Origin of the sequence: Nocardia sp. JCM 34519.1, from assembly GCF_020361265.1 — a bacterium.
GTDB lineage: Bacteria > Actinomycetota > Actinomycetes > Mycobacteriales > Mycobacteriaceae > Nocardia > Nocardia arthritidis_A.
Genome location: NZ_JAIRBR010000011.1, coordinates 209,193 through 231,057, shown reverse-complemented (window position 1 = coordinate 231,057; position 21,865 = coordinate 209,193). Strand labels below are relative to the sequence as shown.

Genomic DNA, 21,865 nt, shown 5'->3' with positions numbered 1-21,865 from the left:
CGCAATCGAAGGGAAATCCCATGACCACACCCAGCCCGAGCGCCGTACCCGCCATGTCCACCGCGATCATCAGCGTCAAACCGGTCGTCCTTCCCGCGCCGGAACGCGGCGACGACCTGCAGGTTCGCGTGTCCGCGCCCGTCACCGGCTCGGGCCTGCCGGTCCTCGTATTCGCCCACGGCTTCGGCCAGTCGATGTCCGCTTACGACCCGCTCGTCGACTTCTGGGCGAGCAACGGTTTCGTCGTCGTCCAACCGACATTCCTCGATTCACGGACCCTCGGCCTCGGCCCCGCCGACCCGCGCTACCCGGATATCTGGCGCATCCGGGTCCGGGACGTCACGCGGGTGCTCGATGAACTCGATCGTGTCGTCGCCGCGATTCCGGGGCTCGGCGACCGAATCGACCGCGACCGCATCGCCGTCGCGGGACACTCCTGGGGCGGTCAGACCGTCGGCATGCTGCTCGGGGCGCGCGTACTCGGCGCGGAGGAGGATATGTCCGATCCCCGGGTGAAAGCCGGTGTGCTCCTCGCGACGGCCGGCCGCGGCGGCGATGACCTGACACCGTTCGCGACGCAGAATTTCCCGTTCATGAACCCCGACTTCGACGGACTGACCACGCCGACCCTCGTGGTCGCCGGCGACAACGACCAATCCCACCTCTCCACCCGCGGCCCCGACTGGTTCACCGACGCCTATGTCTACAGCCCCGGCGCCCGCGGCCTGCTCACGGTATTCGGGGGCGAGCATTCGCTGGGCGGAATCCACGGCTACAACGCCGCCGACACCACCGACGAGAGCCCCGAACGCGTCGCCCTCATCCGGGAGGCCACCTGGGCGTATCTGCGCAGCGAACTCGGGATCGACGAGACGGCGTGGAAGGACCTCACGCGGGCCGCCCACCCGATCGGCCGCATCGACACCAGGTAGCCGCGCAAATCCCTTGGGCCGCCGGATATTCGGTCGACCGCGGCGGTCCGGTCCGGTAACGATGGGTGGGTGACGAGTCTGGGTGTTGTCTTCGAACCGCAGAATCCGCCGGAGCAACTGCGAGAGGTGGTGCGCATAGCCGATTCGGCCGGGCTGCAACAGCTTTGGTTGTGCGAGGACTGCTTCGCCGAGGGCGGCATCGCCACTGCCGCGGCCGCGCTGGCCTGGTCCGAGCGGGTGCGCATCGGTGTCGGGGTGCTTCCGGCGCCGCTGCGGAATGTCGCGGTGACGGCGATGGAAATCGCCACGCTGGAGCGAATGTTTCCCGGCCGGACGATCTGGGGTGTCGGCCACGGTAATCAGCAGTGGATGAGTCAGGCCGGCGCCCGGGTCGCCTCGCCGCTCACCCTGCTGCGCGAATACCTCGATGCCCTGCGGGGTTTGCTCGCGGGAGAGCGAATCACCGTGCGGGGCCGCTACATTCGACTCGACGATGTCGCGCTCGACTGGCCGCCCGCGGCAGCGCCCACCGTGATCGTCGGCGGATTCGGGCCGCGCACGCTGCGGTTGGCCGGTGCGGCCGCCGATGGTGTCGTCACCGGCACGTCGCTCGGCGGCATGCGCCAGGCTATCGAGCTCACGCAGGAAGACCGGCCGCACGGCAGGGACTTCTCGTTCATGGTCCAACTGGTGGCCGCCACCGGTCCCGGCGCGGCCGACCGCGCCGAAGCCGAAGTGCGAAAACTGGGCCATACCAGCGAAGATGGTCTCTGCGCCGTCGGTGATGCCCAGGCGATCGCCGATACCGTCACACAATGGGCTCGGGCTGGTGCCGACACCGTCATCCTTGAACCCACACCCGATGAGCCCGATCCCGTGGGGTTCGTCCGTTTCATCGCCGAAAAGGTGTGCCCGCTCATCGCTTAACGCGCGTCGCCAGCAACGCCGTCCGCAGACCGCGCATGGTCGCAGCGAATGCGGAGGTACGCCTAGGTGGTGCTGTCGGCAACGCCGTGCCCGGCCCGCGCTTGGCCGGAGCGAATGGCGGAGGCACGCCTAATCGGCGCTGCCAGCAACGCCGTCTCTGGCCCGCGCATGGCCGGAGCGAATGTGGAGATACGCCTATGGCTTGTCAGGCCCGATCCTGCGCGGTTTGGCGATGCGCCGAATCCCCGCTGCCGAGGCGTCGTTGCCTGCTCGTTTCCGCCGCACCGCACCGAAATCGATGACGCTCCCGTCGTGTTCGGTTCGGCCCGGGTCGGATATCGGGGTGTGCTGCCACGCGGGACCGAGGTCCAGCGGCCAGGCGCCCGTCTCCCGCTGCAGCTCCGATCGGAGTACGGGTTTGGTGGGTGTCGGATCGAAGACGGAGCCGCTGTCGGAGCGCCAGGTTTTGCGGCGAGGTTCGGCGGCGTCGTCCGTCACGCGCCGGGGGCGATGCGGTAGCCGGATGAGTTTCGCTGTGTGCTTGCCCGTTTCGGGGCGACCGGTTTCGGCGGCATCCTTGTCTTCCGGCGTACCAGGTCGCGCCGCGTCGAACTCGTTTTCACCGGGCCCCGGCAAGTCACTCACGCCCCTATTCTGCCTCAGGTTCGCGCGGTCGTTCCGACGCTCCTTCCCTGGGCACCGAATTCACCCAGAATTCGGGCCCGCAGCCGTGGTGACCACTGCACGTATTCGACATTTGTTCCGTCACTGTGACGCAGGTAGGCGTATCGGCCGGTTTCGCTTTGGAAGGGGCCACCGGTGATCACGGCCGCGGTGAGGTCGGCGATCAATTCGTCGAGATCGTCGACGATCACCGGACCGATCGTCGCGCGGTAACGGTCGGTGTGTTCGGGTGCCCCCGCGATGAGCAGAAAATCACCGACGGCGGCGAGTTCGGCCTGTTCGAAAGCGAATCGGAGATCCGCGGGGGCGCCGACGAGTTTTTCGTAGGTGGGTAGCGCCGTGTCGAGGTCGGCGACGAACAACCGGGCATAGGTCTTCAATATCTGCACGTCGGCGACGCTACTGTTGACATTGCGGTGGCGGGAGTACGCACGTGAAGGTGAGCGGTGTTGTCGATGCGCGAAGAAGAGCGACTAGGGCAAGACGTCGCATTGCGGGTGTTCGCCGCGGTCTCCACGAAGTGGGGTCTGCGAGTTCTCGAGGAGGTCGCGGCGGGCCGCCACCGCTTTCGCGAACTGCACCGCGCCGTCGACGGCATCAGCTACAAGATGCTCACCCAGACGCTGCGCGAACTCGAAAGTCACGGTCTGCTCACCCGATTCGACCATCACACCGCCAATCCGCGCGTCGACTACACCCTCACCGCGGCCGGAGCGGGGCTCGTGGAGACCGTCCACACCTTGTGCGTATGGTCTCGCACCCACCTGGACCAGCTGCTCACCGCACCCGCGCACCGATCGATCGGAGAGCCGGGTCACATGAGGTAGCTGTGAAAGTGCCGGGCGCTTAAGGTGATACCGCTAATGATCTTGAAAGGGGCGGGTGTGGATATCGACGCTGCGGTGTTCGATGTGTTCGGCACGTTGACCGATTGGCGTTCCAGTGTGGCGGGTGAGCTGGCCGCGGCCGGGGCCGGACAGGCCGCGGATTGGTTCGCGGTCACCGACGCATGGCGCGGCCGGTACAGTCCGACATTGGCGAAAGTCCTTGCGGGAGAGCTGTCTTGGCAGTCGCTCGATTCGCTGCACCGGATCATGCTCGACGAGGTGCTTGCGGAATTCGGTCTGGACGGGTTCGACGAGCCCACCCGCGACGAGCTGGTGACGGCCTGGCATCGCCTCCGCCCGTGGCCCGACGCACCGGACGGCCTCGACCGACTCCACCGGTCCGACGTGCTCACCGCGACGCTCTCGAACGGCGGCGTCAGTCTGCTCACCCGCCTGACCAAACAGGCCGGGCTGCGCTTCGACTGCATTCTGTCGGCGGAGTTGGCGAGCTCGTACAAACCCGATCCGAAGGTCTATCTGCGCGCCGCCGAACTCCTCGATGTCGCGCCGGGACGACTCCTGATGGTGGCCTGCCACCCCACCGATCTCGCGGCCGCCGCGCGGGCCGGTCTCCGCACGGCCTACATCCCCCGCCCGTTGGAATGGGGCCCTGACGCCCCGCCGGTCGCGCCACCCGCCGACGTCGACCTCATCGCCGCCGATGTCGTAGACCTGGCCGAACAACTGGCGCGCTGATCGAATTCGGTGGGAGGTCAGTCAGGTACGCAGTGCCCGGCAAGACCGAATGCGGCCGGATAACTGCTACTCGCCGACCGCAGGCAACGTGCGCGCACGCTGAGTGACGGCGACCGCGATCTTGACGAACGCATCGCGGAGTGGATGGTGGGTGGTGTTCAACCAGACGATTTTCAGGAACACCGGCGGAGCGTCCGTCAACTCCCGGAAGCGGACGTGTGGATGCCCGTGAAAGGTCGTGGTCGATAGGGGTGTAATCCCTACACCCCGCCTCGCGGCGATCGCTTCGAGCCATTCATCGATATTCCGGGCCGTGGTGATCATCCGGCCGTCCGTCGCATGTCCCCAGAGGTCGACCTCCGTGGTGCCGACAATTCCGATGACGAGTGGTTCGGCGGCCAGGTCGCGCAGCGAGACAGTCCTGCGGTTACTCAATGGATGGTCTGCCGGAAGTGCCGCCACCCGGGGCTCGCTGAGCAAGAACGCGCTGGCGGCTCGATCGTCCGGCGGCTCGCTGCGCAGGAAGGCGACGTGGGTATCGCCCTCGTCGAGGCCGGCCAGCGGTGTCATGGTGCGGACCAATTCGACCTGCGCACCCGGGCACGTCTCCTCGAACTCGCGCACGATTTCCGCCGTGTACACCCCGGCCGCGGTCCAGGTGAAGCCGACTCGGAGCACGATCCGTTGCCCGCGAACGGCATGCTCGGCCTCTCGAATGGTCGTCAGCACCCGATGCGCGTACGGCAGCAGCCGGGCTCCGGCCTCGGTCACCGTCACTTGTTGACCGGATCTGTCCACCAGCCGCGCATCGATCAGCCGCTCGAGTTGCGCGACCGTCCGGCTCAGCGCGGGCTGACTCACGAAAAGTGCGTTCGACGCGCGCGTGAAACTCCCTTGCTCGACGAGGGTGACCAGCGCGCGCAGATGCCGGACCTCGATTCTGCTCCCCGAAGAAACCATTTTGCCCATGCCGTCCCCCAAGTGCGTCACGACACCACCATGCAGAGTAAACCGATAACCACCGGATATGTGTTCAGCGTATACACCATGCGATCTTTGCATTGGCTACACCCCGCCGTACAGATCTAGCCTCCTAATTGAATCGAAAGACCTTGTAACCTATTACCAGTAATGGGGTTGATGTGCGGATCACTGACGAGAAGAGTTTTTCCGAGGCCGTGCTGGCGGATACCGGCCACGCTCTTGTCACGGAACTCCGGAACGAAGGGGAAGCGGTCCACCTGCTCGAGTCCCTTGGTTCGATAATTCCGCAGTACGACGGCAAAGTCCGGCATGATGTGACCTATCAGCCCGGATACCAGGATCAGTCCTATTCGCGCAGTACTAATACGATCCGCGCGCATACCGAGGCGCCGGGGTGGACTCCGGAACCGCCCCGCTACCTGGCGCTGTACTGTCACCGGCAGGACCGGTTCGGCGGCGGCCACACCGATCTGCTCGACGGTGCGGTGCTGCGCGAACGGCTGCCAGCCGCGGAACTGGATCTCATGACCGCTATGCCGATCACATTCCCGGGACGAAACGGCTCGATCACCGCGCCGATGTTCGAGACATATGCGGACGGCCGCAAACTGTTGCGGTTCAGCTTCAATTTGTTGACCAGCGGCAGCTACGAAGCGAAATTGACCGAGCCGGCTCCGGACCCCGCGGATCTTCCGGCGGGCGCGGCGGGGGTTTCTCTTGCCCACCAGGTCAGTGCGCTGTTCGATGAATTCCGGACACGAATCCTTATTCCGGAAAACGGCCTTTTGATCTGGGATAATCAGCGCCTCCTGCACGCCCGATCCGAATATTCCGACCGGGCGCGCCATCTGACCAGATTCTGGCTCAGCATATAAATGGATTTCTCGACCGCCGTACTTCTGTTGCCGATCGTCGCCTTCGCCGCGGGCTGGATTGATTCCATCGTGGGCGGCGGCGGCCTGCTACAACTTCCGGCCCTCATGATCGCGGTTCCCGGCGCTCCGGTGGCCACGCTGCTCGGAACGAACAAACTGGCATCCGCCGCCGGCATGTCGATGGCCGCGCTGACGTACACCCGCCGACTGACCGCGGACCGGCAGATCGCGTGGCGCGCCGGGCTGCTCGGCATCGGCACGGCGGCCACCGGAGCCGCCTGCGCGGGGGCCATGTCCTCGGCCGTGCTGCGCCCGATGGTCCTCGCGGTCCTCGTCGGCGTGCTGGCAATCGTCGTGCTGCGCCCCGGTTTCGGAGCCACCGAGCGGGTAGTAACGAGACCTGTGCTGCGCGGTGTCCTCGCCACCGCGGTCGCCGGACTGGCCATCGGTTTCTACGACGGAATCGTCGGCCCCGGCACCGGCACCTTCCTCGTCTTGGCGTTCACCAGCATCATCGGCACGGACTTCCTGCGCAGTTCCGCGCTCGCGAAGATCGTCAATACCGGCACCAACGCGGGGGCGCTGACCGTCTTCGCGCTGCAGGGGCACGTGCTGTGGAGCGTCGGTCTCGAGATGGCCGCGGCCAGTGTGCTCGGCGCGCGGCTGGGTTCGATAACGACCCTCCGGCGGGGAGCCACATTCGTGCGGGCGGTACTGATCTGTACCGCGATATCGCTGATCCTCAAGCTCGGCTACGACGAATTCGGCTGAGCCGCAACAAGACCCATGGAAGAAGGGTGACACTGTGACCGCGGCGATTTCCCGCCCGCCGGTCCGGACGTTCCGGGCCTACACCACAAAACACCTCGACGAACTGACCGCGCGAGCCGGGCTTTCCCCGGCCGATCGCCTGGCCGTCAGAGCGGTTGCGACCGTATTGCCGTTCCGCACCAACAGTTATGTCGTCGACGAGCTCATCGATTGGTCCGCCGCACCCGATGATCCGATCTACCGGCTGGTCTTTCCGCAGGCGGACATGCTGCCGGCCGAGGACGTCGCCGTCATCGCGGATCTGCTCAGCGGCGCGGCCCCTCGGTCGCAGATCGAGGCCGCCGCGCACGCGGTGCGGATGAAGCTGAATCCGCATCCGGCCGGGCAGCGGCAACTCAACGTGCCCAGACAAGGGACCGAAGCGTTACCCGGCATGCAGCACAAATACCGGGAGACGGTGCTCTTCTTCCCGAGTCAGGGCCAGACCTGTCACGCGTACTGCACATACTGCTTTCGCTGGGCACAGTTCGTCGGCGAACCCGAGCTCAAGATCACCGGCGGGATGATCGATCGGCTGGTCTCGTATGTGACCAGCCACCCCGAGATCACCAGCGTGCTCATCACCGGCGGTGACGCGATGATCATGAACGAGTCGGTATTGCGTCGTTACGTCGATCCGCTGCTGCGGATCGAGCAACTCGAGTCGATCAGGATCGGTACCAAATCGCTGGCGTATTGGCCGCAGAAGTTCATCGGCGATCCGGACGCCGACGATATGCTCCGCCTGTTCGAACGCGTCCGCGCGGCCGGGAAGAACCTCGCGTTCATGGCGCATTTCACCCACCCGCGCGAACTGGAGCCGCCGTCGGTGGCCGAGGCGATGCGCCGCATCACCGATACCGGTGCGACCATCCGGACCCAGTCACCGCTGATTCGCTCGATCAACGACGACCCCCTAATTTGGGAAACGATGTGGCGCAGCCAAATACGGCTCGGTGCCGTGCCCTACTACCTGTTCGTCGAGCGTGATACCGGGCCGCGGGACTACTTCGCGGTACCGCTCACCCGCGCGTACGAGATCTTCCGGGACGCCTACAAGAACGTCTCCGGGCTGGCGCGAACCGTTCGCGGCCCGTCGATGTCGGCCACCCCCGGCAAGGTGTGCGTGGACGGCCTGGTGGAGGTGAACGGTGAGCAGGTCTTCCAGCTGCACTTCATCCAGGCTCGCGATCCGGAGCTGGTCAACCGGCCGTTCTTCGCGAAATACGATCCGGCCGCGGTGTGGCTGGATCAGCTCACCCCCGCGTTCGCCGACCGATTCCCGTTCGAACCGGGCACGCGGGCGGCATGAGATCCGCCTCGAATTCCTCGACGAGCGCTGAATTCCCGGGTGCACGGTTCGCTCATCCCTCAACGAACGCTGAATACGACCTCCCCGGTGTACCGGGTGAAGCTCACCTTCCCCGACTCGACGAACCGTGCGCCCTCGGCGCGCAACGCGACGGCCGGACCCGACTCGTACGCGGCGAAGGTCTCCCGATCCGGGAAAAGGTAGCGGCTCTCGACGCGCCCGTCGTCGAGCAGGACGACCTGGCCGGATACGGCCGCGCCGAGCTCGACCACCTTCGCGACATGCCCGTTACGCATCCAGTCCAGGTACTCCGTCCGCGCCTCGTCGTCGGCGAACTCCGCAGTGACCACATATGTGAACATGTTTGAAAACTAGTACAGGACAACGGTATCCGGCTCGACGAGAAATTCGCATCGCCGGAACAGATCCGGCCCCGGCCGACCTGAGCTGGGCAAATCTGGCCGGTCGTGGCACTATCTGGCAGGTGAGCAGCACATCCGCCACGGAGCAGCACCTGCGTGATCTGGCCCGGTTGCGCCGCGTCCGGGACCGGATCGACCGCGAATACGCGCAGCCGCTGGACGTCGAATCGCTCGCCAGGGATGCGCATATGTCGGCGGGCCACCTCAGCCGCCAGTTCCGGCTCGCCTACGGCGAATCGCCGTACGGCTATCTGATGACGCGGCGCATCGAGCGCGCGATGGCGCTGCTGCGGCGCGGTGATATGAGCGTCACCGAGGTTTGTTTCGCGGTCGGGTGTTCGTCGCTCGGCACCTTCAGCACCCGTTTCACCGAACTGGTCGGCGTCGCGCCGAGCGTCTACCGGCGTGACGCCGCGCTCGCGACCGCCGGGATGCCGTCGTGTGTCGCGAAGCAGGTAACCAGACCGATCAGAAATCGAGAAGCCTCGGTTACCTCGCAGCAACTAACGTGACCGCTATGGATATCAGCATCGACGCCAGCTTTCTTCCGCAGCGGGATCCGGACGCCGCGCTGGAGTTCTATCGCGACATCCTCGGCTTCGAGGTGCGCAACGACGTGGGTTACAACGGGATGCGCTGGATCACCGTCGGCCCGGTCGGTCAGCCGGATACCTCGATCGTGCTGTATCCGCCGGAGGCGAATCCCGGGATCACCGAGGACGAGCGCCGCATGATCGCGCAGATGATGGCGAAGGGCACATTCGGGCATATCATCCTGTCCGCCAAAGACCTCGACACCGTCTACGAGCAGGTGCGGGCCCGCGGCGCCGAGGTGGTGCAGGAGCCGACCGAGCAGCCGTACGGGGTCCGTGACTGCGCGTTCCGCGATCCGTCGGGCAACCTGGTCCGCATCAACGAGCAGAGCTGACGCATTCGATCGAGCGGAATATTCGACGGCCGGACCTGGTTCGTCCCCGTATGCAGATAGGTGTGAACACCTTCGTCACCGATGAGGGCATCAGCGGTCCGAAACTCGGCGTCGCGCTGGAAGAGCGCGGATTCGAATCGTTGTTCGTCGCGGAACATTCGCATATCCCGGCGAGCAGGCAGAGCCCCTATCCCGCCGGCGGCGAACTGCCGCGGGTGTATTACCGCGCGATGGATCCGTTCGTCGCCCTCGGCGCCATCGCGGCCGTCACCGAGCGGCTGGTGCTCGGTACCGGGGTCACCCTGCTTATTCAGCGCGATGTCATCCACACCGCCAAGGAGGTCGCGACCCTCGACACGATCTCCAACGGCCGCTTCGTCTTCGGCGTCGGCGTCGGCTGGAATCTGGAGGAGATGGCCGATCACGGCACCGACCCGCGCACCCGCGGCGCGCTGCTCGACGAGCAGCTGCGGGCCATCCGGCAGATCTGGACCGAGGATCTCGCCGAATTCCACGGCCGCTTCATCGATTTCGATCCGATGTACGCCTGGCCGAAACCCGTCCGGCAGCCACCGATCTATATCGGCGGCGGGGATGCCGCGGTGCGGCGCGCGATCCGGCACGGTGTCGGCTGGCTACCGATCGCGGTAGCGGATCCCGCCGAGGTGCCCGCGCAATTGGCTCCGCTCGAGGGCCGGGATCTGCCGATCACGGTGCTCGGGGCCGCGCCCGTTCCGGCCCTGCTCGACGCGTACGCCGAGGCCGGGGCGGAGCGGGTGACCTTGGTCCTGCCGGGCCAGCCGGAGTCGGAAACCCTGCGCACCCTCGACAAATTCGCGAATGTCGCCGAGCGCTACCTGAGCTGAGCCGCCGACCCGCCGGTCGGGCTGCGCCGCAATTCCGCAATCGGACAGCTACCTTGAGCACATGCCGGATACGGATGCCGACGGCCCGCCAGCGTACGGCGCGCTGGATTTCCTCACCCGGCTGACGGTGGCGATGCTGGAATCGGGATCCGCCACCGACGCCGTGGTCGACTCGGTCGGGCGCTGCGCCGTCGCGCTCGGCGTGCGCGGCGCGACCGTCGTGACGCTCGGCCGCGTCGTGACGATCGACCACGCGGTCGGCAATCGGCACGCCGTCACCCGGGTCGCGATGGCGCGATCGCTCGACATCTTCGACTGTGACCGGATGCGGCGACTGGATCGGGTCGCGAAGACCGTGATTCGGGAACGGCCCGAAACGGCAAGGGCCACCGCATTATTGGCGGATGCGCTGCGCGCCAGGCCGCCGTGGCCGTGGTGGGTGGTGCCCGGCGGCGGCGCGCTGCTCGCGGTGTGCATCGCGCTGCAGGTCGGCGGTTCGCCCGCGGCCGCGGCGCTGGCGGCGGTCGTGTTGATCGCGGTGAATCTGATCGGTCGCGGGGTCGGCAGGCTGCGGTTGCCGTCGATGTACACCGTCGCCGCGCAGTCGGCGGCGACGGTGGGTCTGGGCGGTGCGCTGTACGCGGCCGGGCTGCTGCCGATCACCGGGACCGCGGTGCTCATCGCCACCAATTGGCTACTGCTCATGCCGATTCCGCAATTGCTGCTCATCGCGACCGATGCGGTCGGCACGCGCGGGCTCACCGCGCTGGAGCGCGCGGCGTCAGCGGGTGTGACCGTGATCGGCATCGGCGTCGGCGGCGCGCTCGCCCTCGCCGCCTCGCACCGGGTGGTCTTCACCGGGCCGATCCATTCGGAGCTGCCGGTGCTGCCGGTCTGGCTGGCGCTGATCTTCGCGATCCTCGCCGCGGTCGGCAATGCCGTGTTCAACCGGGGCGGACCGGATCTGCTGATACCGGCCGCGATCGAGGGCCTGGTGACGGGTGCGATCTATCAGGTGCTCGTCCATGCCGCCGAGGTGAAACCGCTGATCGCCGCGCCGCTCACCGCGATCGTGCTCGGATTCGCCGCCGGGATCGTCGCCGACCGATTCCATCTGCCGGTCACCGCGATGGCGTTGATCGGAATCACCGGTGCGCTGCTGCCCGGTCTCACGGTGTATCAGGGACTCATCTCGGAGCTGTTCCATCGGTCCGGTTTCGGATTCTTCGCGCAGGCGGTCGGCATCTGCGTCGCGCTGGGGGCCGGTGCGGCGCTCGGGGTCGCGCTTTATGTGCGGTCGATCCGGCGGGTCTGAGCGCATCGCGGTTGACCGAATCCTGGTGCGTTACAACAGCGGCTCGGTCCGCGATATGTCATCGACGGCACGGCTTCGCGGATGCCGGTTTCGGTCGGATGACAAAGTTCGGCCGCCGATGTTGTTCCGCAACCGAATTCGCGGAATTCCCAACGGTATTTCTCGTCGGAATGCCTGGTCGGCGCACCGAACTCCTTGTGAATAGCCCAATGTCCGGGCCGGTCGGGCGTGGAAACGTGTCGCGCGTGAGATATGCGGCGTGGCATGGAATCAATGGTTGGGCCGCGACGGCCGCGGTGGCGTTCGTTGTGGCGGGTGCTCTGCAGCCCGGTGTCGCGGCGGCCGGGCCGCCGGTTTCGGCGGCCACCGATCGGCAGGAGCAGCAGCTGGCGACCCGTGACGGGGTCGCCGTGTCGTATGTGAGCTTTCGGCTGCCGTTGCCGGATAACGCTCCACCGCACCCGGATTCGTGCGACCGAGCGGGTTTCCTGCGCTACCGGCCGGTGGGCGGGCCCGCGGATTCCCGGGATGCCGACGCGGTGGTGGTCCAGCAGCAGGGGTTCACCGGCGGTGCGATGAATTCGGATGCGGTGGCGGCGAATACGGTCCGCTCGGCGAAGGCGTCGGGGCGTTCGGTGGAGTTCTGGGCCTTGGCCCGGCGTAGCCAATGCCTGGATGAGACAACGGGTTTCGACTACGCGCTGCGCACGGGCAACTACCTCGACGCGGTCGATTACTACTTCAACGGCAAACCGGTCGACGGTCGAACGTTCCCGGGTTTCAAGAACTCCGGCGATCTGGCGATCCTCGACTGGATGGGGCTGGAACGGATCATCCGGGACCAGTACGAGATCATGCTGGCCGAGATGCCGGATCAGGCTGAGCGGCAACGCAAGTACGTGTGCACCGGGATCTCCATGGGTGGATTGGTCACCGGGTTCTTCTCCGATTGGGATTTCGGCGGCGGCGATCCCGCGACCGCGGGCTACAACCAGTGCGCCGCATTCGCCGCGCAGGACACCATGGTGTCATCGGATCCGGCCGCGATCCAGAACACCCCGTTCTTCCACGACATCACCGACGCCATCGTCGGCCCGGTCAACGGGCTGGTGAAGGCCGGGCTGGACAGTGGGGTCCTGCCGGTGCGAATCCTGGGTCCGACTCCGGTGATCGGTACCAAGGCGCTGCTGCTCTACCGGCTCGCCGGGCTGGCGGCATATCTCGAGCCGGATGCGGAAAGTCAACTGCTGGCACATATTCCGCGTGATCCGGAGATCGAGGCGACGCTGGCGTTCATGTCCGGTCAGAGCTGGGGCGGGGTGCTCACCGGCAGCGACGGCACGCTGCGCGACTACCGGCTCACCAATACCGCGTTGCTGGGCAGCCTGATCGACAACAACTCCGGCAACTTCGCGCTCTTGCAGCAGGGCGTCGGTGCGCTGTCCGGCGGTCCGGTGGCCGAGAAGACATTCCCGAATCCCGGTGGTGCGGCACAGATTCCGGTGTTGGGCAACTTCCTGCGGATGAGCACGGGGCCGCAGACCCGAGTCGCGCCGACCGATCACAACGTCCTGTACACCTGGCGCAACTACAACGACGTGGCGGGCATCCCGTGGACCGCGCCCAACCATGAGATCGCCGATATCCGAGAAGTGGCCCGCCAGTTGGGTTCCGGCGGCCCGGCCGCCTATTGGGAGACTTATTTCCCGCTGCGGGTGGTGCTCGACATCGCCGCGGGTTACGGCGGCGCACGCGGCGGTGATATGTCGAATCTGCGCTACCACAATATGAGTCGCACCAAGCCGAATCTGGTGCTCTACGCCGGTGACAGCGTGGTGCAGTACGGAATGACCTGGCTGCCCAATCCGCCACTGGCACAGGTGGAATCCCTGCCCGGCTACACCCACATCGACTCCATCGGCGCGGCGGCGGTGCAGAACAACGGCAAACCCGACTACAGCGGCCAGTACCTCGCGGAATTCATCGGTGCGGAATTGCCGAGGGCGACCGAGGCGAACCTGCGCCTGTTCCTGCGATCGGTGCAGGAGCAGCGGGTGCCGCGCCAGGACGAACTGGCCGAACTGATCGCGATCGCGGTGCGCCGGGCGCGGGCGGGAATGGCGCTGGACACCGTGCTTTCGGTGTATCACCAGGGTGCGGTGGTGGCCTGGAACGCCATCGCGTCGGCGGCGCGAACTCCGGAACAGCGCGAGCAGTTGCTGGCCGCGGTGCCGTTCATCCTGGGCTATCTCGGCGCGGTGACGCCCGGGGTCGCGGCCGCATACGTGCGTGAGCGCCAGGATCTGCACTGGGAGCAGCGCGAGGCCAAACGCGCGGTGGCGCAGGCACTTTTGCAGGGCAACCCCGTCGAACTGCTGGCCGAGCGGTTCGGCATCGCGCTCGACGGCGGATTCCAGGTGCTGGTCTTCCGGCTGGCGGCGGAGCCGGATGACGAACCCGGCGGCGTCCGGCCGGTGCTGCGCATCGCGCAGACCGAGGTGGACGCGCTCTCACCGCGTGCGCTGAGCGTGCTGGAGCGCGGCGGCGGCACCGTCCTGCTGCCGACCGCCGAAAGCGATGCGGTCGCGAAGCTGAGCGGATTCGTGACCAGGTTGTCGGCGAGTGCGGGTGTGCGCACCGTCGCGGGTCTGGCCACCGCCGCGAGCGTCGCGGATATCGTGACGGGCGCGGCGGAAGCCGCCGAGCTCGCGCTGCTGGCCCGCCAATTGCGCCGTCCCACCGGCATTTACCGGATGAGTGAGCTGGCGCTGCAATATCAGCTGGCCAGGCCGGGCCCCGCGCGGGCGTGGCTGCTGGGCCTGCTCGGCCCGCTGCTGGCCCATCCGCATCTGCTGGAGGCGTTGCGCGCGTTGATCGCCCACGACTACAACCGGCAGGAGGCGGCGGCTTCCCTTGTGCTGCACCGCAATACGCTCAACTATCGGCTGGGCCGGATCGCCACGATCACCGGATACGATCCGGGAAGGCCCGATCACGCCCAGCTTTTCGCCGCCGCGCTCACCATGCGGGATCTCGCCGACGCCGATTGATCACCCCAGTTGTCGCCAGTCGAGATGATCACGCCGGATGTGGTTCAACTTTGTCATGAATTCCACATTTGACGCGCGCGGTCGGTCGTTCGGCGATTCCGGGATGCGCGAGGGCGGTATCGGACTCGGGCGGAGTGAGACATGAACGTCCGGGTAGCGCGAAAAGCGAACAGTCGGCGAATGCGCTTGGCGGCGATCGGAATCGGGCTGCTGCTCGGGCTGACCGGATTCGCCCCCGCCGCGACGGCTCGGGACAACGGCACACCGGCGGACAGCACCTGCGCGACCAAGCCGCGCCCGACAGGTCAAGTGCTGCAAGGCTATTGGGAGAACTGGGACGGCGCGTCCAATGGCGTGCACCCCGGCATGGGCTGGATCCCGATCACCGATTCCCGCATCGCCGGACACGGCTACAACGTGATCAACGCGGCGTTCCCGGTCATCGAATCGGATGGCACCGCGCTGTGGCAGGACGGGATGGACCAGACCGTCAAGGTCGCGACCCCGACGGAGATGTGCCAGGCCAAGGCGGCGGGCGCGACCATCCTGATGTCCATCGGCGGCGCGGCGGCCGGTATCGACCTCAATTCCAGTGCGGTCGCCGACCGGTTCATCGCGACCATCGTGCCGATATTGCAGACCTACAACTTCGACGGCATCGATATCGACCTGGAAACCGGCCTCACCGGCTCCGGCGACATCAATACGCTGTCCACCTCGCAGGCGAATCTCGAGCGGATCATCGACGGCATCCTGGCCCAGATGCCCGCCGGCTTCGGCCTGACCATGGCGCCGGAGACCGCGTACGTCACCGGCGGCAGCGTCACCTACGGCTCGATCTGGGGCGCGTACCTGCCGATCATCAAGAAGTACGCGGACAACGGCCAACTCTGGTGGCTGAACATGCAGTACTACAACGGCAGCATGTACGGCTGCTCCGGCGACTCGTACCAGGCGGGGACCGTCCAGGGGTTCACCGTGCAAACGGATTGCCTGGCAACGGGTTTGACCGTGCAGGGCACCACCGTCACCGTGCCGTACGACAAGCAGGTCCCCGGCCTGCCCGCACAACCGGGTGCGGGCGGCGGCTATATGTCACCGGATCTGGTCGCGCAGGCGTGGAACCATTACGGATCCGCGCTGAAGGGCCTGATGACCTGGTCCATCAACTGGGATGGCTCGCTGGGCTGGACCTTCGGCGATAACGTCCGGTCGCTTCAGGGTCGCAGCGCCGCGGCGGGCTGAGTGCCGGAGGCGGCGAGCCGTCCGGCGAAATCGGTGATCGAATCCGGATCGGTATTGCTGAAGCTGACCCGGATGGTGCCGCGGTCGTCCGGCATGAACGCGGTGCCCGGGATGACCAGGGTGTCGTATTCGAGTATCAGCTCGCGCACCACATCCTCGGTGGACCGCCCGGCGAACGGATGCCGTATCCAACCGAAAAACCCACCGGTGGAAAGCATTTCGTAGCCGCCGGGCCGACCGGCCATCACCTCGGTGAACCGGTGCCGCCGCACGGCGATATCGCGGGCCCGCGCGCGCCGCCACGGTCCGGCCGACCGGAGACCGGCCAGCGCGGCCTCCTGGCCGATCCGGGGCGCGCAAATCGCAACGCAGTCGAGCAGTTTGGCGACCTCGGCGCCCAGCTCGGTGGACGCGACCACCGCGCCGACCCGGTAGCCGGGGATGGCCAGATCCTTGGAGAAGCTGTGCAGGCCGACGACGGTGCGGGTCCACTCCGGGTCGGCGAAGAGCGGATGCGGCGGCTCGGTGGTGTCGCGGAACGAGCGGTAGGTCTCGTCGAGGATCAGCGCGATATCGTGGCGCGCCGCCACCTCCGCCAGCGCCGCGATCCGCTCGGGCGGCACCGTGACGCCGCTCGGATTGCCCGGCGTCACAACGAGTATCGCCCTGGTGCGCGCGGTGATCAGCGCCTCGGCCGCCTCGGGATCCGGAATCAGATCGGGGCCTGGATCGAGGTAGACCGGCATGATGCCGGTCATCCGCAGCCACATGTCGTGGTTGAAGTAGTACGGCAGGCTCAGCACGATCTCGTCGCCGGGCGCGGCGAGCGCCGACGCGACCAGACAGAAGGCCTGGTTACAACCGGCGGTGATGATCACGTTTTCCGGACGGACCAGGCCGCGGTAGTCGACGGTCAGCTCGGCGGCGAACGCCTCGCGCAGCGCGGGCAGCCCGGCGGTGGCCACATAGGCCGCGCCGTGCGGATCGCGCGCGGTGGCGGCGATATGTTCGACGACCTCGGGGGCGGGCGGATACTGCGGCACCGCCTGCGCCAGATCGAGCAGGTCCAGCCGCCCGGCGCGCTGGCCGAGCAGGGCGTGCGCGCTGGCGATCGGCGAGTAGATGGCCTCGATTGCCAACGGGTTCAATCGCATACCGCGCTCCAGCGGTTCGGCCGGCCGAGCCTGGATAGGTCTGTCATATAAATACCTTCGCACGGATCCGCGGTCGCCCGCCTGCCGCCGGAGTAGGGGCCACCGCGCCGCATGTTGCGGCAACCTGCCCGCGACCGATAACTGAGTTAGGCTCGATCCACTGTGGCCCAGCGTTGTCGTCACAGGCAGTCCACCGTTGTCCCGCCGTTCGGCCGAATATCCGGAGATCGCAACCATGCCGAAAGAATTCGCCAGCCCGGCCTCGTCCGCGGGGACGGTTATCGAAGAGCATCCAGCGCTGCGCCCGCTGGCCCCGGTGCCGCCGACCGGTCATATCTTCGATATCCGGCGCCGGATGGGGACCGTCGACATGGACGAGCGCATGTGCCTGCGCATCGACGGCATCGCCCGCCAGCTCCAGGAGGCGGGCGTCGACCACCTGTTCCATGTCGATGCGATGGACGACCATCCGCACTGGATCGTGCGCCGCACGGTGATCGATGTGATCCGGCCGATCGAATGGCCCGCCGAGCTGCGGCTGCGTCGGTGGTGCTCGGGGCTTTCGCCCCGCTGGTGCAATATGCGGGTGCGCATCGACGGCGACAACGGCGGCCTGATCGAGACCGAGGGCTTCTGGATCCACATGAACAAGCAGACGATGGGCCCGTCCCGCGTCGCCGACCGCTTCTTCGAGCTCATGTCGAGCACCACCGCCGAGCACCGGCTGCGCTGGCAGCAGTGGCTCACCGATCAGCTACCGTCGGTCGCCGGTACACGATTCCCGTTGCGCCGCACCGATATCGATCACTTCGACCATCTCACCAATACGGCCTACTGGCACGGTGTGCACGAATCATGCGCCGAGGCGGCCGATCTCATGGCGGGCCCGCACCGCTACATCCTCGAATACAACAAGCCGGTGCGGTTCGGTGAGCACGTCGATATCCACACCGACCGCACCGCCGACGCGCTCACCATGTGGTTCGCGGTGGACGGCGACGTTCGCGCGATCGCGCGGATGCGCGCGCTTTCCTGACTCAGGTCGACCTACCACGAGCATCGACAATTGAAGCTCGTCAGACCGGAAAGTTGCTGCGGAACGCGCCCCAAAGTTACTTATAGAGCAGCTTTTCCAGCTGAGCGAATGCCGTAGCGGCCGTATTCGGTGTCAGCTGAACACCTTTGACCACCGCGATCACCAGCTCGACCGCCTCGTCCGGATCGACGTGCGCCGACCACGCGCCCGATTTCATTCCGGCGCCGAGCAATTCGCGTAACCAGCGCCGCCAGTTGGCCTCGTGCCGCTCGAGTACCGCCCGCACCGCGGGATCGCGGCGTGCGCGCAGATCGAGTTCGGCGGTGACGACGAACACCTCCGGCGCGTCGGCCAGCAGGTCGCGCAGATGGGTCAGGTAGGTGCGCAACGACTCGGTCGCACCTTCGGCGGGCGCCACGGCGAACCGGCCGATCGTGTACCGCGCCACCTCGGCGATGATGTCCTGTTTTCCGGGGAAGTGATGGTGCAGGGTCGAGTGGTCGATGCCGACGTCCTCGGCGATCTGCCGCAGCCGCAGACCCTCGAACCCGCCCCGGGCCAACTGGTCGAACGCCGCCCGGACGATCTCGGTCCGCCTGTCCGCCCGCTCGCCCACATCCGCCTCCTCGCTCACCAACCAGTTGGTTGATCGTAGCGTCTGTGGTTGACTGTACTCACTCAACCAAGTGGTTGGTGGAGGAGGGACTGTTGACTATCGATTGGGCAAACGAACTCGGCGATCAACTGGACTGGCACTGGCGAGAACGCCTGCGGCCCAGGCTGATCGGGCTGACGGATGCGGAGTACTTCTGGGAGCCGGTCCCGGATTGCTGGACGGTGCGCCCGCGCCGCGGCGAGCACGAGATGGGCGGCGGCCGATTCACCGTCGACTACGCCTTTTCCGCCCCGACCCCCGCGCCGGTGACCACCATCGCGTGGCGGCTGGCCCACATCACCGTGCACGTGCTGGCCAAACGCGCCGAAATACATTTCGGCACAACACCTGTCGACTACGACACACACGTGTACGCGGGCGCCGCCGCCGCGGCGCTCGACCAACTCGACCGCGCCTACGCCGCCTGGGCATCCGGTATGCGCACGGCGGATCTCGAACGCGGCTGCGGTCCGGACTCCGGCCCCTTCGCGAGCCGTCCGCTGGCGGCGCTGGTCCAGCACGTCAACCGCGAGGTGATTCATCACGGCGCGGAAATCGCGCTGCTGCGCGATCTGTATCTGCGTATGGCTCGGTGAAATAGAGGAGAAATGATGATGGATAGACGTTTTCGCTTCGGGGTGATCGGAGGACCGGACCACACCGGGGCCCAGTGGCGCGAACTCGCCTGCCGCACCGAGGAACTCGGTTATTCGACCTTGCTGATGCCGGATGGTCTGAGCCTGCTCGCACCGTTGCCCGCCGCCGCGGTGGCGGCCTCGGTCACCAAGACGCTGCGCGTCGGCACCTTCGTGCTGGCGAGCACTGTGCGGATGCCGCGAACGGTGGCATGGGAGGCCGACAGCGTCGCGGTGCTGACCGACCACCGGCTGGAATTGGGCATCGGCACCGGGAATCCCTGGATGAACCGGGCGGCCGTCGACGAGCTCGGGATGCCCGAGACCACACCCGCGCAGCGGCTGGCCCTCGTCGAGCAGACCGTGCGGCACCTGCGGGAACGGGAGACAACCGCACACACCCCCGTGCTGATCGCCGCAGGCGGCCCGCGCTCCCGCAAATTGGCCGGGCAACTCGCCGATATCGTCACCCCCGCCAACCACCCACTGGCCGACCGGCAGGAGATCACGCGAATCGTCGCCGAGATCGACGAGGCCGCCGGACCACGCGCGGACCGACTCGAATACCTGATGAACGTCCTCATCGTCGGCGACGCCATTCCCCGGCGGCTGGCACCACTCGCCGGTGACGACATCAGCGCCCTGATCGCGGCCGACTCGCTGAGCCTGTTGCGCGGTACCCCTCGGCAAATGGCCGACGAGATCCAGCGTCGCCGCGACGCATTCGGCTTCTCCTACATCGCCGTCAACGAGCTCTTCATCGAACAGTTCGCACCGGTGGTCGAACTGCTCGCCGGACGATGAGTAGCCGGTTCGTCGCTCGATGATCGGCATTCGCGTTGACGGCGTCGGATATGGGCCGATTTCCCTGGATGGTGGTCGAGCTGGCATCCTTCCGGCGTATGCGGCGACTCGGTCGCCTGACCATTTTGCCTTTAGGAGCCTGTACAGATGCCTCTCGCCGAAGCCGTGATGCCGGATGCGCGACGATGGGGTGCCGGGTTGTGGCGTGGGGGCCGGGTCTCGGTGGTTCGGGCGGGCGCGCGGTGACGACGACGCGAGATCAGGTGGGTACCGAGCTGCGGAGGTCGCTCGGGCGTCGGCAGATGACGATGCTCGGGCTCGGGTCGGCATTGGGTACGGGACTTTTCCTGGGGTCCGGTGCGGCCATCGGTATCGCCGGGCCCGCCGTGATCGTCGCGTACGTGATCTGCGCGGTGATCGCGGGCATCATCTCGGCGTGTCTGGCGGAGATGACCGCGCGCTATCCGCTGCGCGGTGCGTTCGGTGCGCTGTGCGCGCGGTTCCTGTCGCCGTTCGCCGGGTACGTCGCCCGCTGGTCCTATAGTGCGGCCGCGGTGATCGCGGTGGGCAGCGAGGTGGTGGCCGCGGCCACCTATCTGCGGTTCTGGTGGCCCGGCCTGCCGATGTGGGTGGGCGTCGCGGTGGTCGCCGGGATCATCGTCGCGATCAATCTGGTCGGCGTCGGCTCGTTCGGCGCGGTGGAATTCGTGCTGTCCAGCGTGAAAGTCATTGCGCTTTCGCTGTTTATCGTCTTCGGATTGCTGCTGGTCTTCGTCGGGCTGCCGCGTTTGGACGCGGTGGGCGTCGAAAACCTCACCGGGCACGGCGGATTCGCCCCGCACGGCTGGGCGGCGGTGTGGCAATCGATGTCGATCGTGATCTTCGGATTCGTCGGCATCGAGCTCGTCGCCATCTCGGCGCCGGAGGCGAAGGATCCGCGCGGCGCCATCGAGGCGGCGATGCGCACGCTGATCTGGCGGCTGGCGTTCTTCTATATCGCGGCGGTCGCGATCGTGCTCTGCGTCGTGCCGTGGACCGACGCCGCGACGGGCGGCGGCGTCCGGTCGAGTCCGTTCGTGCAGGTTTTCGGCGCGGTCGGGATTCCGGCGGCGGCCGCGATCACGAACTTCCTGGTGCTGGTCGCGGCGGTCTCGGCGGCGAACGCCAACCTCTACGGCGCGACGCGATTGATCAACTCGCTGGCGCTGGACGGTATGGCGCCCCGGATACTCCGCGCGACCTCGGGGCGCGGCGTTCCGGTGGCGGCGGTCGCGCTGGCCGCGACCGGCACCCTCGTCGCGGCGGTGCTCACGATGTCCGGCGTCGCCGATATCTATGTGCTGCTCACGTCGGTGTCGATGTTCGGCGTGCTGGTGACCTGGCTGCTGATCCTGGTGTCGTACTTGCGTTTTCGCGACGGGGCGCCGCGGGCGGGATTCGCGGCGAAACTGGGTAAGCCCGCCGCGCTGGTCGGCATCGCCGGTGTGCTCGCGATCGTCGCGACCGCCGCCGCGGTGCACATGATGACGATGTCGCTGGTGATCGGGCTGCTGTTCCTGCTGATGCTGGCCGGGGTGTATCGAGCCGCCGGGTTGCACAACCGCTTGCCCGCCGCGACGGACTGATCGTTGGGCGCGGGCGAGCCCGT

23 protein-coding genes are annotated in these 21,865 nt (G+C 66.9%); 17 read left to right on the top strand and 6 right to left on the bottom strand.

What is annotated here, in order from left to right; all coding sequences use genetic code 11:
- Positions 1–20 precede the first annotated feature (20 nt).
- Positions 21–932 carry an alpha/beta fold hydrolase gene (locus tag LGY53_RS25970; RefSeq protein WP_225729330.1) on the top strand — a complete coding sequence of 304 codons (912 nt, stop codon included), beginning with the start codon at positions 21–23 and terminating at the stop codon, positions 930–932.
- 69 nt (positions 933–1,001) lie between these two features.
- On the top strand, positions 1,002–1,859 hold the full coding sequence (locus tag LGY53_RS25965) for an LLM class flavin-dependent oxidoreductase (RefSeq protein WP_225729329.1): 858 nt from the start codon (positions 1,002–1,004) through the stop codon (positions 1,857–1,859).
- Between the two features lie 195 nt (positions 1,860–2,054).
- Here LGY53_RS25965 and LGY53_RS25960 read toward each other — a convergent pair whose 3' ends face one another.
- Positions 2,055–2,504, bottom strand: coding sequence for a hypothetical protein (locus LGY53_RS25960; RefSeq protein ID WP_225729328.1), 450 nt, complete (start codon positions 2,502–2,504; stop codon positions 2,055–2,057).
- Between the two features lie 14 nt (positions 2,505–2,518).
- The gene (locus LGY53_RS25955) at positions 2,519–2,932 is read right to left on the bottom strand and encodes a VOC family protein (protein ID WP_225729327.1); all 414 of its coding nucleotides are present in this window, start codon (positions 2,930–2,932) and stop codon (positions 2,519–2,521) included.
- 66 nt (positions 2,933–2,998) lie between these two features.
- Between LGY53_RS25955 and LGY53_RS25950 the strand changes: the two genes are divergently transcribed.
- Both LGY53_RS25950 and LGY53_RS25945 read left to right on the top strand, forming a co-directional pair.
- Positions 2,999–3,370, top strand: a complete 372-nt coding sequence (locus LGY53_RS25950) for a helix-turn-helix domain-containing protein (protein WP_225729326.1) — start codon at positions 2,999–3,001, stop codon at positions 3,368–3,370.
- A 36-nt stretch (positions 3,371–3,406) separates the two neighbouring features.
- Entirely contained in the window at positions 3,407–4,126 is a 720-nt protein-coding gene (locus LGY53_RS25945) for a haloacid dehalogenase type II (RefSeq protein WP_225729325.1), read from the top strand.
- Positions 4,127–4,192: 66 nt separating this feature from the next.
- On the opposite strand, the gene LGY53_RS25940 is transcribed toward LGY53_RS25945, so the two are convergent.
- Complete coding sequence (locus LGY53_RS25940; RefSeq protein ID WP_225729324.1) at positions 4,193–5,116, bottom strand: LysR family transcriptional regulator; 924 nt, start codon at positions 5,114–5,116, stop codon at positions 4,193–4,195.
- 152 nt (positions 5,117–5,268) lie between these two features.
- Between LGY53_RS25940 and LGY53_RS25935 the strand changes: the two genes are divergently transcribed.
- Genes LGY53_RS25935 through LGY53_RS25925 form a run of 3 tightly spaced genes read left to right on the top strand, consistent with a single transcriptional unit; the run spans position 5,269 to position 8,107 of the window.
- Entirely contained in the window at positions 5,269–5,985 is a 717-nt protein-coding gene (locus tag LGY53_RS25935; RefSeq protein WP_225729323.1) for a TauD/TfdA family dioxygenase, read from the top strand.
- Entirely contained in the window at positions 5,986–6,756 is a 771-nt protein-coding gene (locus LGY53_RS25930; RefSeq protein WP_225729322.1) for a TSUP family transporter, read from the top strand. It begins immediately after the preceding gene.
- A 34-nt stretch (positions 6,757–6,790) separates the two neighbouring features.
- Positions 6,791–8,107, top strand: a complete 1,317-nt coding sequence (locus LGY53_RS25925) for a KamA family radical SAM protein (protein ID WP_225729321.1) — start codon at positions 6,791–6,793, stop codon at positions 8,105–8,107.
- Positions 8,108–8,166: 59 nt separating this feature from the next.
- On the opposite strand, the gene LGY53_RS25920 is transcribed toward LGY53_RS25925, so the two are convergent.
- Entirely contained in the window at positions 8,167–8,469 is a 303-nt protein-coding gene (locus LGY53_RS25920) for a DUF4286 family protein (protein ID WP_225729320.1), read from the bottom strand.
- Between the two features lie 122 nt (positions 8,470–8,591).
- Between LGY53_RS25920 and LGY53_RS25915 the strand changes: the two genes are divergently transcribed.
- The 6 genes from LGY53_RS25915 to LGY53_RS25890 all read left to right on the top strand — a co-directional run bounded on the left by LGY53_RS25915 (position 8,592) and on the right by LGY53_RS25890 (position 15,933).
- Positions 8,592–9,041, top strand: a complete 450-nt coding sequence (locus LGY53_RS25915) for a helix-turn-helix transcriptional regulator (protein WP_225729319.1) — start codon at positions 8,592–8,594, stop codon at positions 9,039–9,041.
- A gap of 5 nt (positions 9,042–9,046) precedes the next feature.
- Positions 9,047–9,457, top strand: coding sequence for a VOC family protein (locus tag LGY53_RS25910; protein WP_225729318.1), 411 nt, complete (start codon positions 9,047–9,049; stop codon positions 9,455–9,457).
- A gap of 50 nt (positions 9,458–9,507) precedes the next feature.
- Positions 9,508–10,323, top strand: coding sequence for an LLM class F420-dependent oxidoreductase (locus LGY53_RS25905; RefSeq protein WP_225729317.1), 816 nt, complete (start codon positions 9,508–9,510; stop codon positions 10,321–10,323).
- Between the two features lie 61 nt (positions 10,324–10,384).
- On the top strand, positions 10,385–11,638 hold the full coding sequence (locus tag LGY53_RS25900) for a threonine/serine exporter family protein (protein ID WP_225729316.1): 1,254 nt from the start codon (positions 10,385–10,387) through the stop codon (positions 11,636–11,638).
- Between the two features lie 245 nt (positions 11,639–11,883).
- The gene (locus tag LGY53_RS44220; protein WP_225729315.1) at positions 11,884–14,688 is read left to right on the top strand and encodes a CdaR family transcriptional regulator; all 2,805 of its coding nucleotides are present in this window, start codon (positions 11,884–11,886) and stop codon (positions 14,686–14,688) included.
- Positions 14,689–14,868: 180 nt separating this feature from the next.
- The gene (locus tag LGY53_RS25890) at positions 14,869–15,933 is read left to right on the top strand and encodes a chitinase (protein WP_225729314.1); all 1,065 of its coding nucleotides are present in this window, start codon (positions 14,869–14,871) and stop codon (positions 15,931–15,933) included.
- Here the strand turns inward: LGY53_RS25890 and LGY53_RS25885 are convergent.
- Positions 15,906–17,087: an aminotransferase gene (locus tag LGY53_RS25885; RefSeq protein WP_225729313.1), complete on the bottom strand. Its 1,182-nt coding sequence runs from the start codon at positions 17,085–17,087 to the stop codon at positions 15,906–15,908. The two genes, LGY53_RS25890 and LGY53_RS25885, sit on opposite strands and share 28 nt — an antisense overlap.
- A gap of 235 nt (positions 17,088–17,322) precedes the next feature.
- Between LGY53_RS25885 and LGY53_RS25880 the strand changes: the two genes are divergently transcribed.
- Positions 17,323–18,123: an acyl-[acyl-carrier-protein] thioesterase gene (locus LGY53_RS25880; RefSeq protein WP_225729312.1), complete on the top strand. Its 801-nt coding sequence runs from the start codon at positions 17,323–17,325 to the stop codon at positions 18,121–18,123.
- A 76-nt stretch (positions 18,124–18,199) separates the two neighbouring features.
- Here the strand turns inward: LGY53_RS25880 and LGY53_RS25875 are convergent, their stop codons facing one another.
- Positions 18,200–18,757 carry a TetR/AcrR family transcriptional regulator gene (locus LGY53_RS25875; RefSeq protein WP_225729311.1) on the bottom strand — a complete coding sequence of 186 codons (558 nt, stop codon included), beginning with the start codon at positions 18,755–18,757 and terminating at the stop codon, positions 18,200–18,202.
- A gap of 80 nt (positions 18,758–18,837) precedes the next feature.
- On the opposite strand from LGY53_RS25875, the gene LGY53_RS25870 reads away from it, so the two are divergent.
- From LGY53_RS25870 to LGY53_RS25860, 3 genes are all read left to right on the top strand, one after another.
- Entirely contained in the window at positions 18,838–19,374 is a 537-nt protein-coding gene (locus LGY53_RS25870; RefSeq protein WP_225729380.1) for a DinB family protein, read from the top strand.
- Between the two features lie 18 nt (positions 19,375–19,392).
- Positions 19,393–20,217, top strand: coding sequence for an LLM class flavin-dependent oxidoreductase (locus tag LGY53_RS25865; protein ID WP_225729310.1), 825 nt, complete (start codon positions 19,393–19,395; stop codon positions 20,215–20,217).
- Between the two features lie 200 nt (positions 20,218–20,417).
- Entirely contained in the window at positions 20,418–21,842 is a 1,425-nt protein-coding gene (locus tag LGY53_RS25860) for an amino acid permease (RefSeq protein ID WP_225729309.1), read from the top strand.
- The last annotated feature ends 23 nt before the right edge of the window (positions 21,843–21,865 follow it).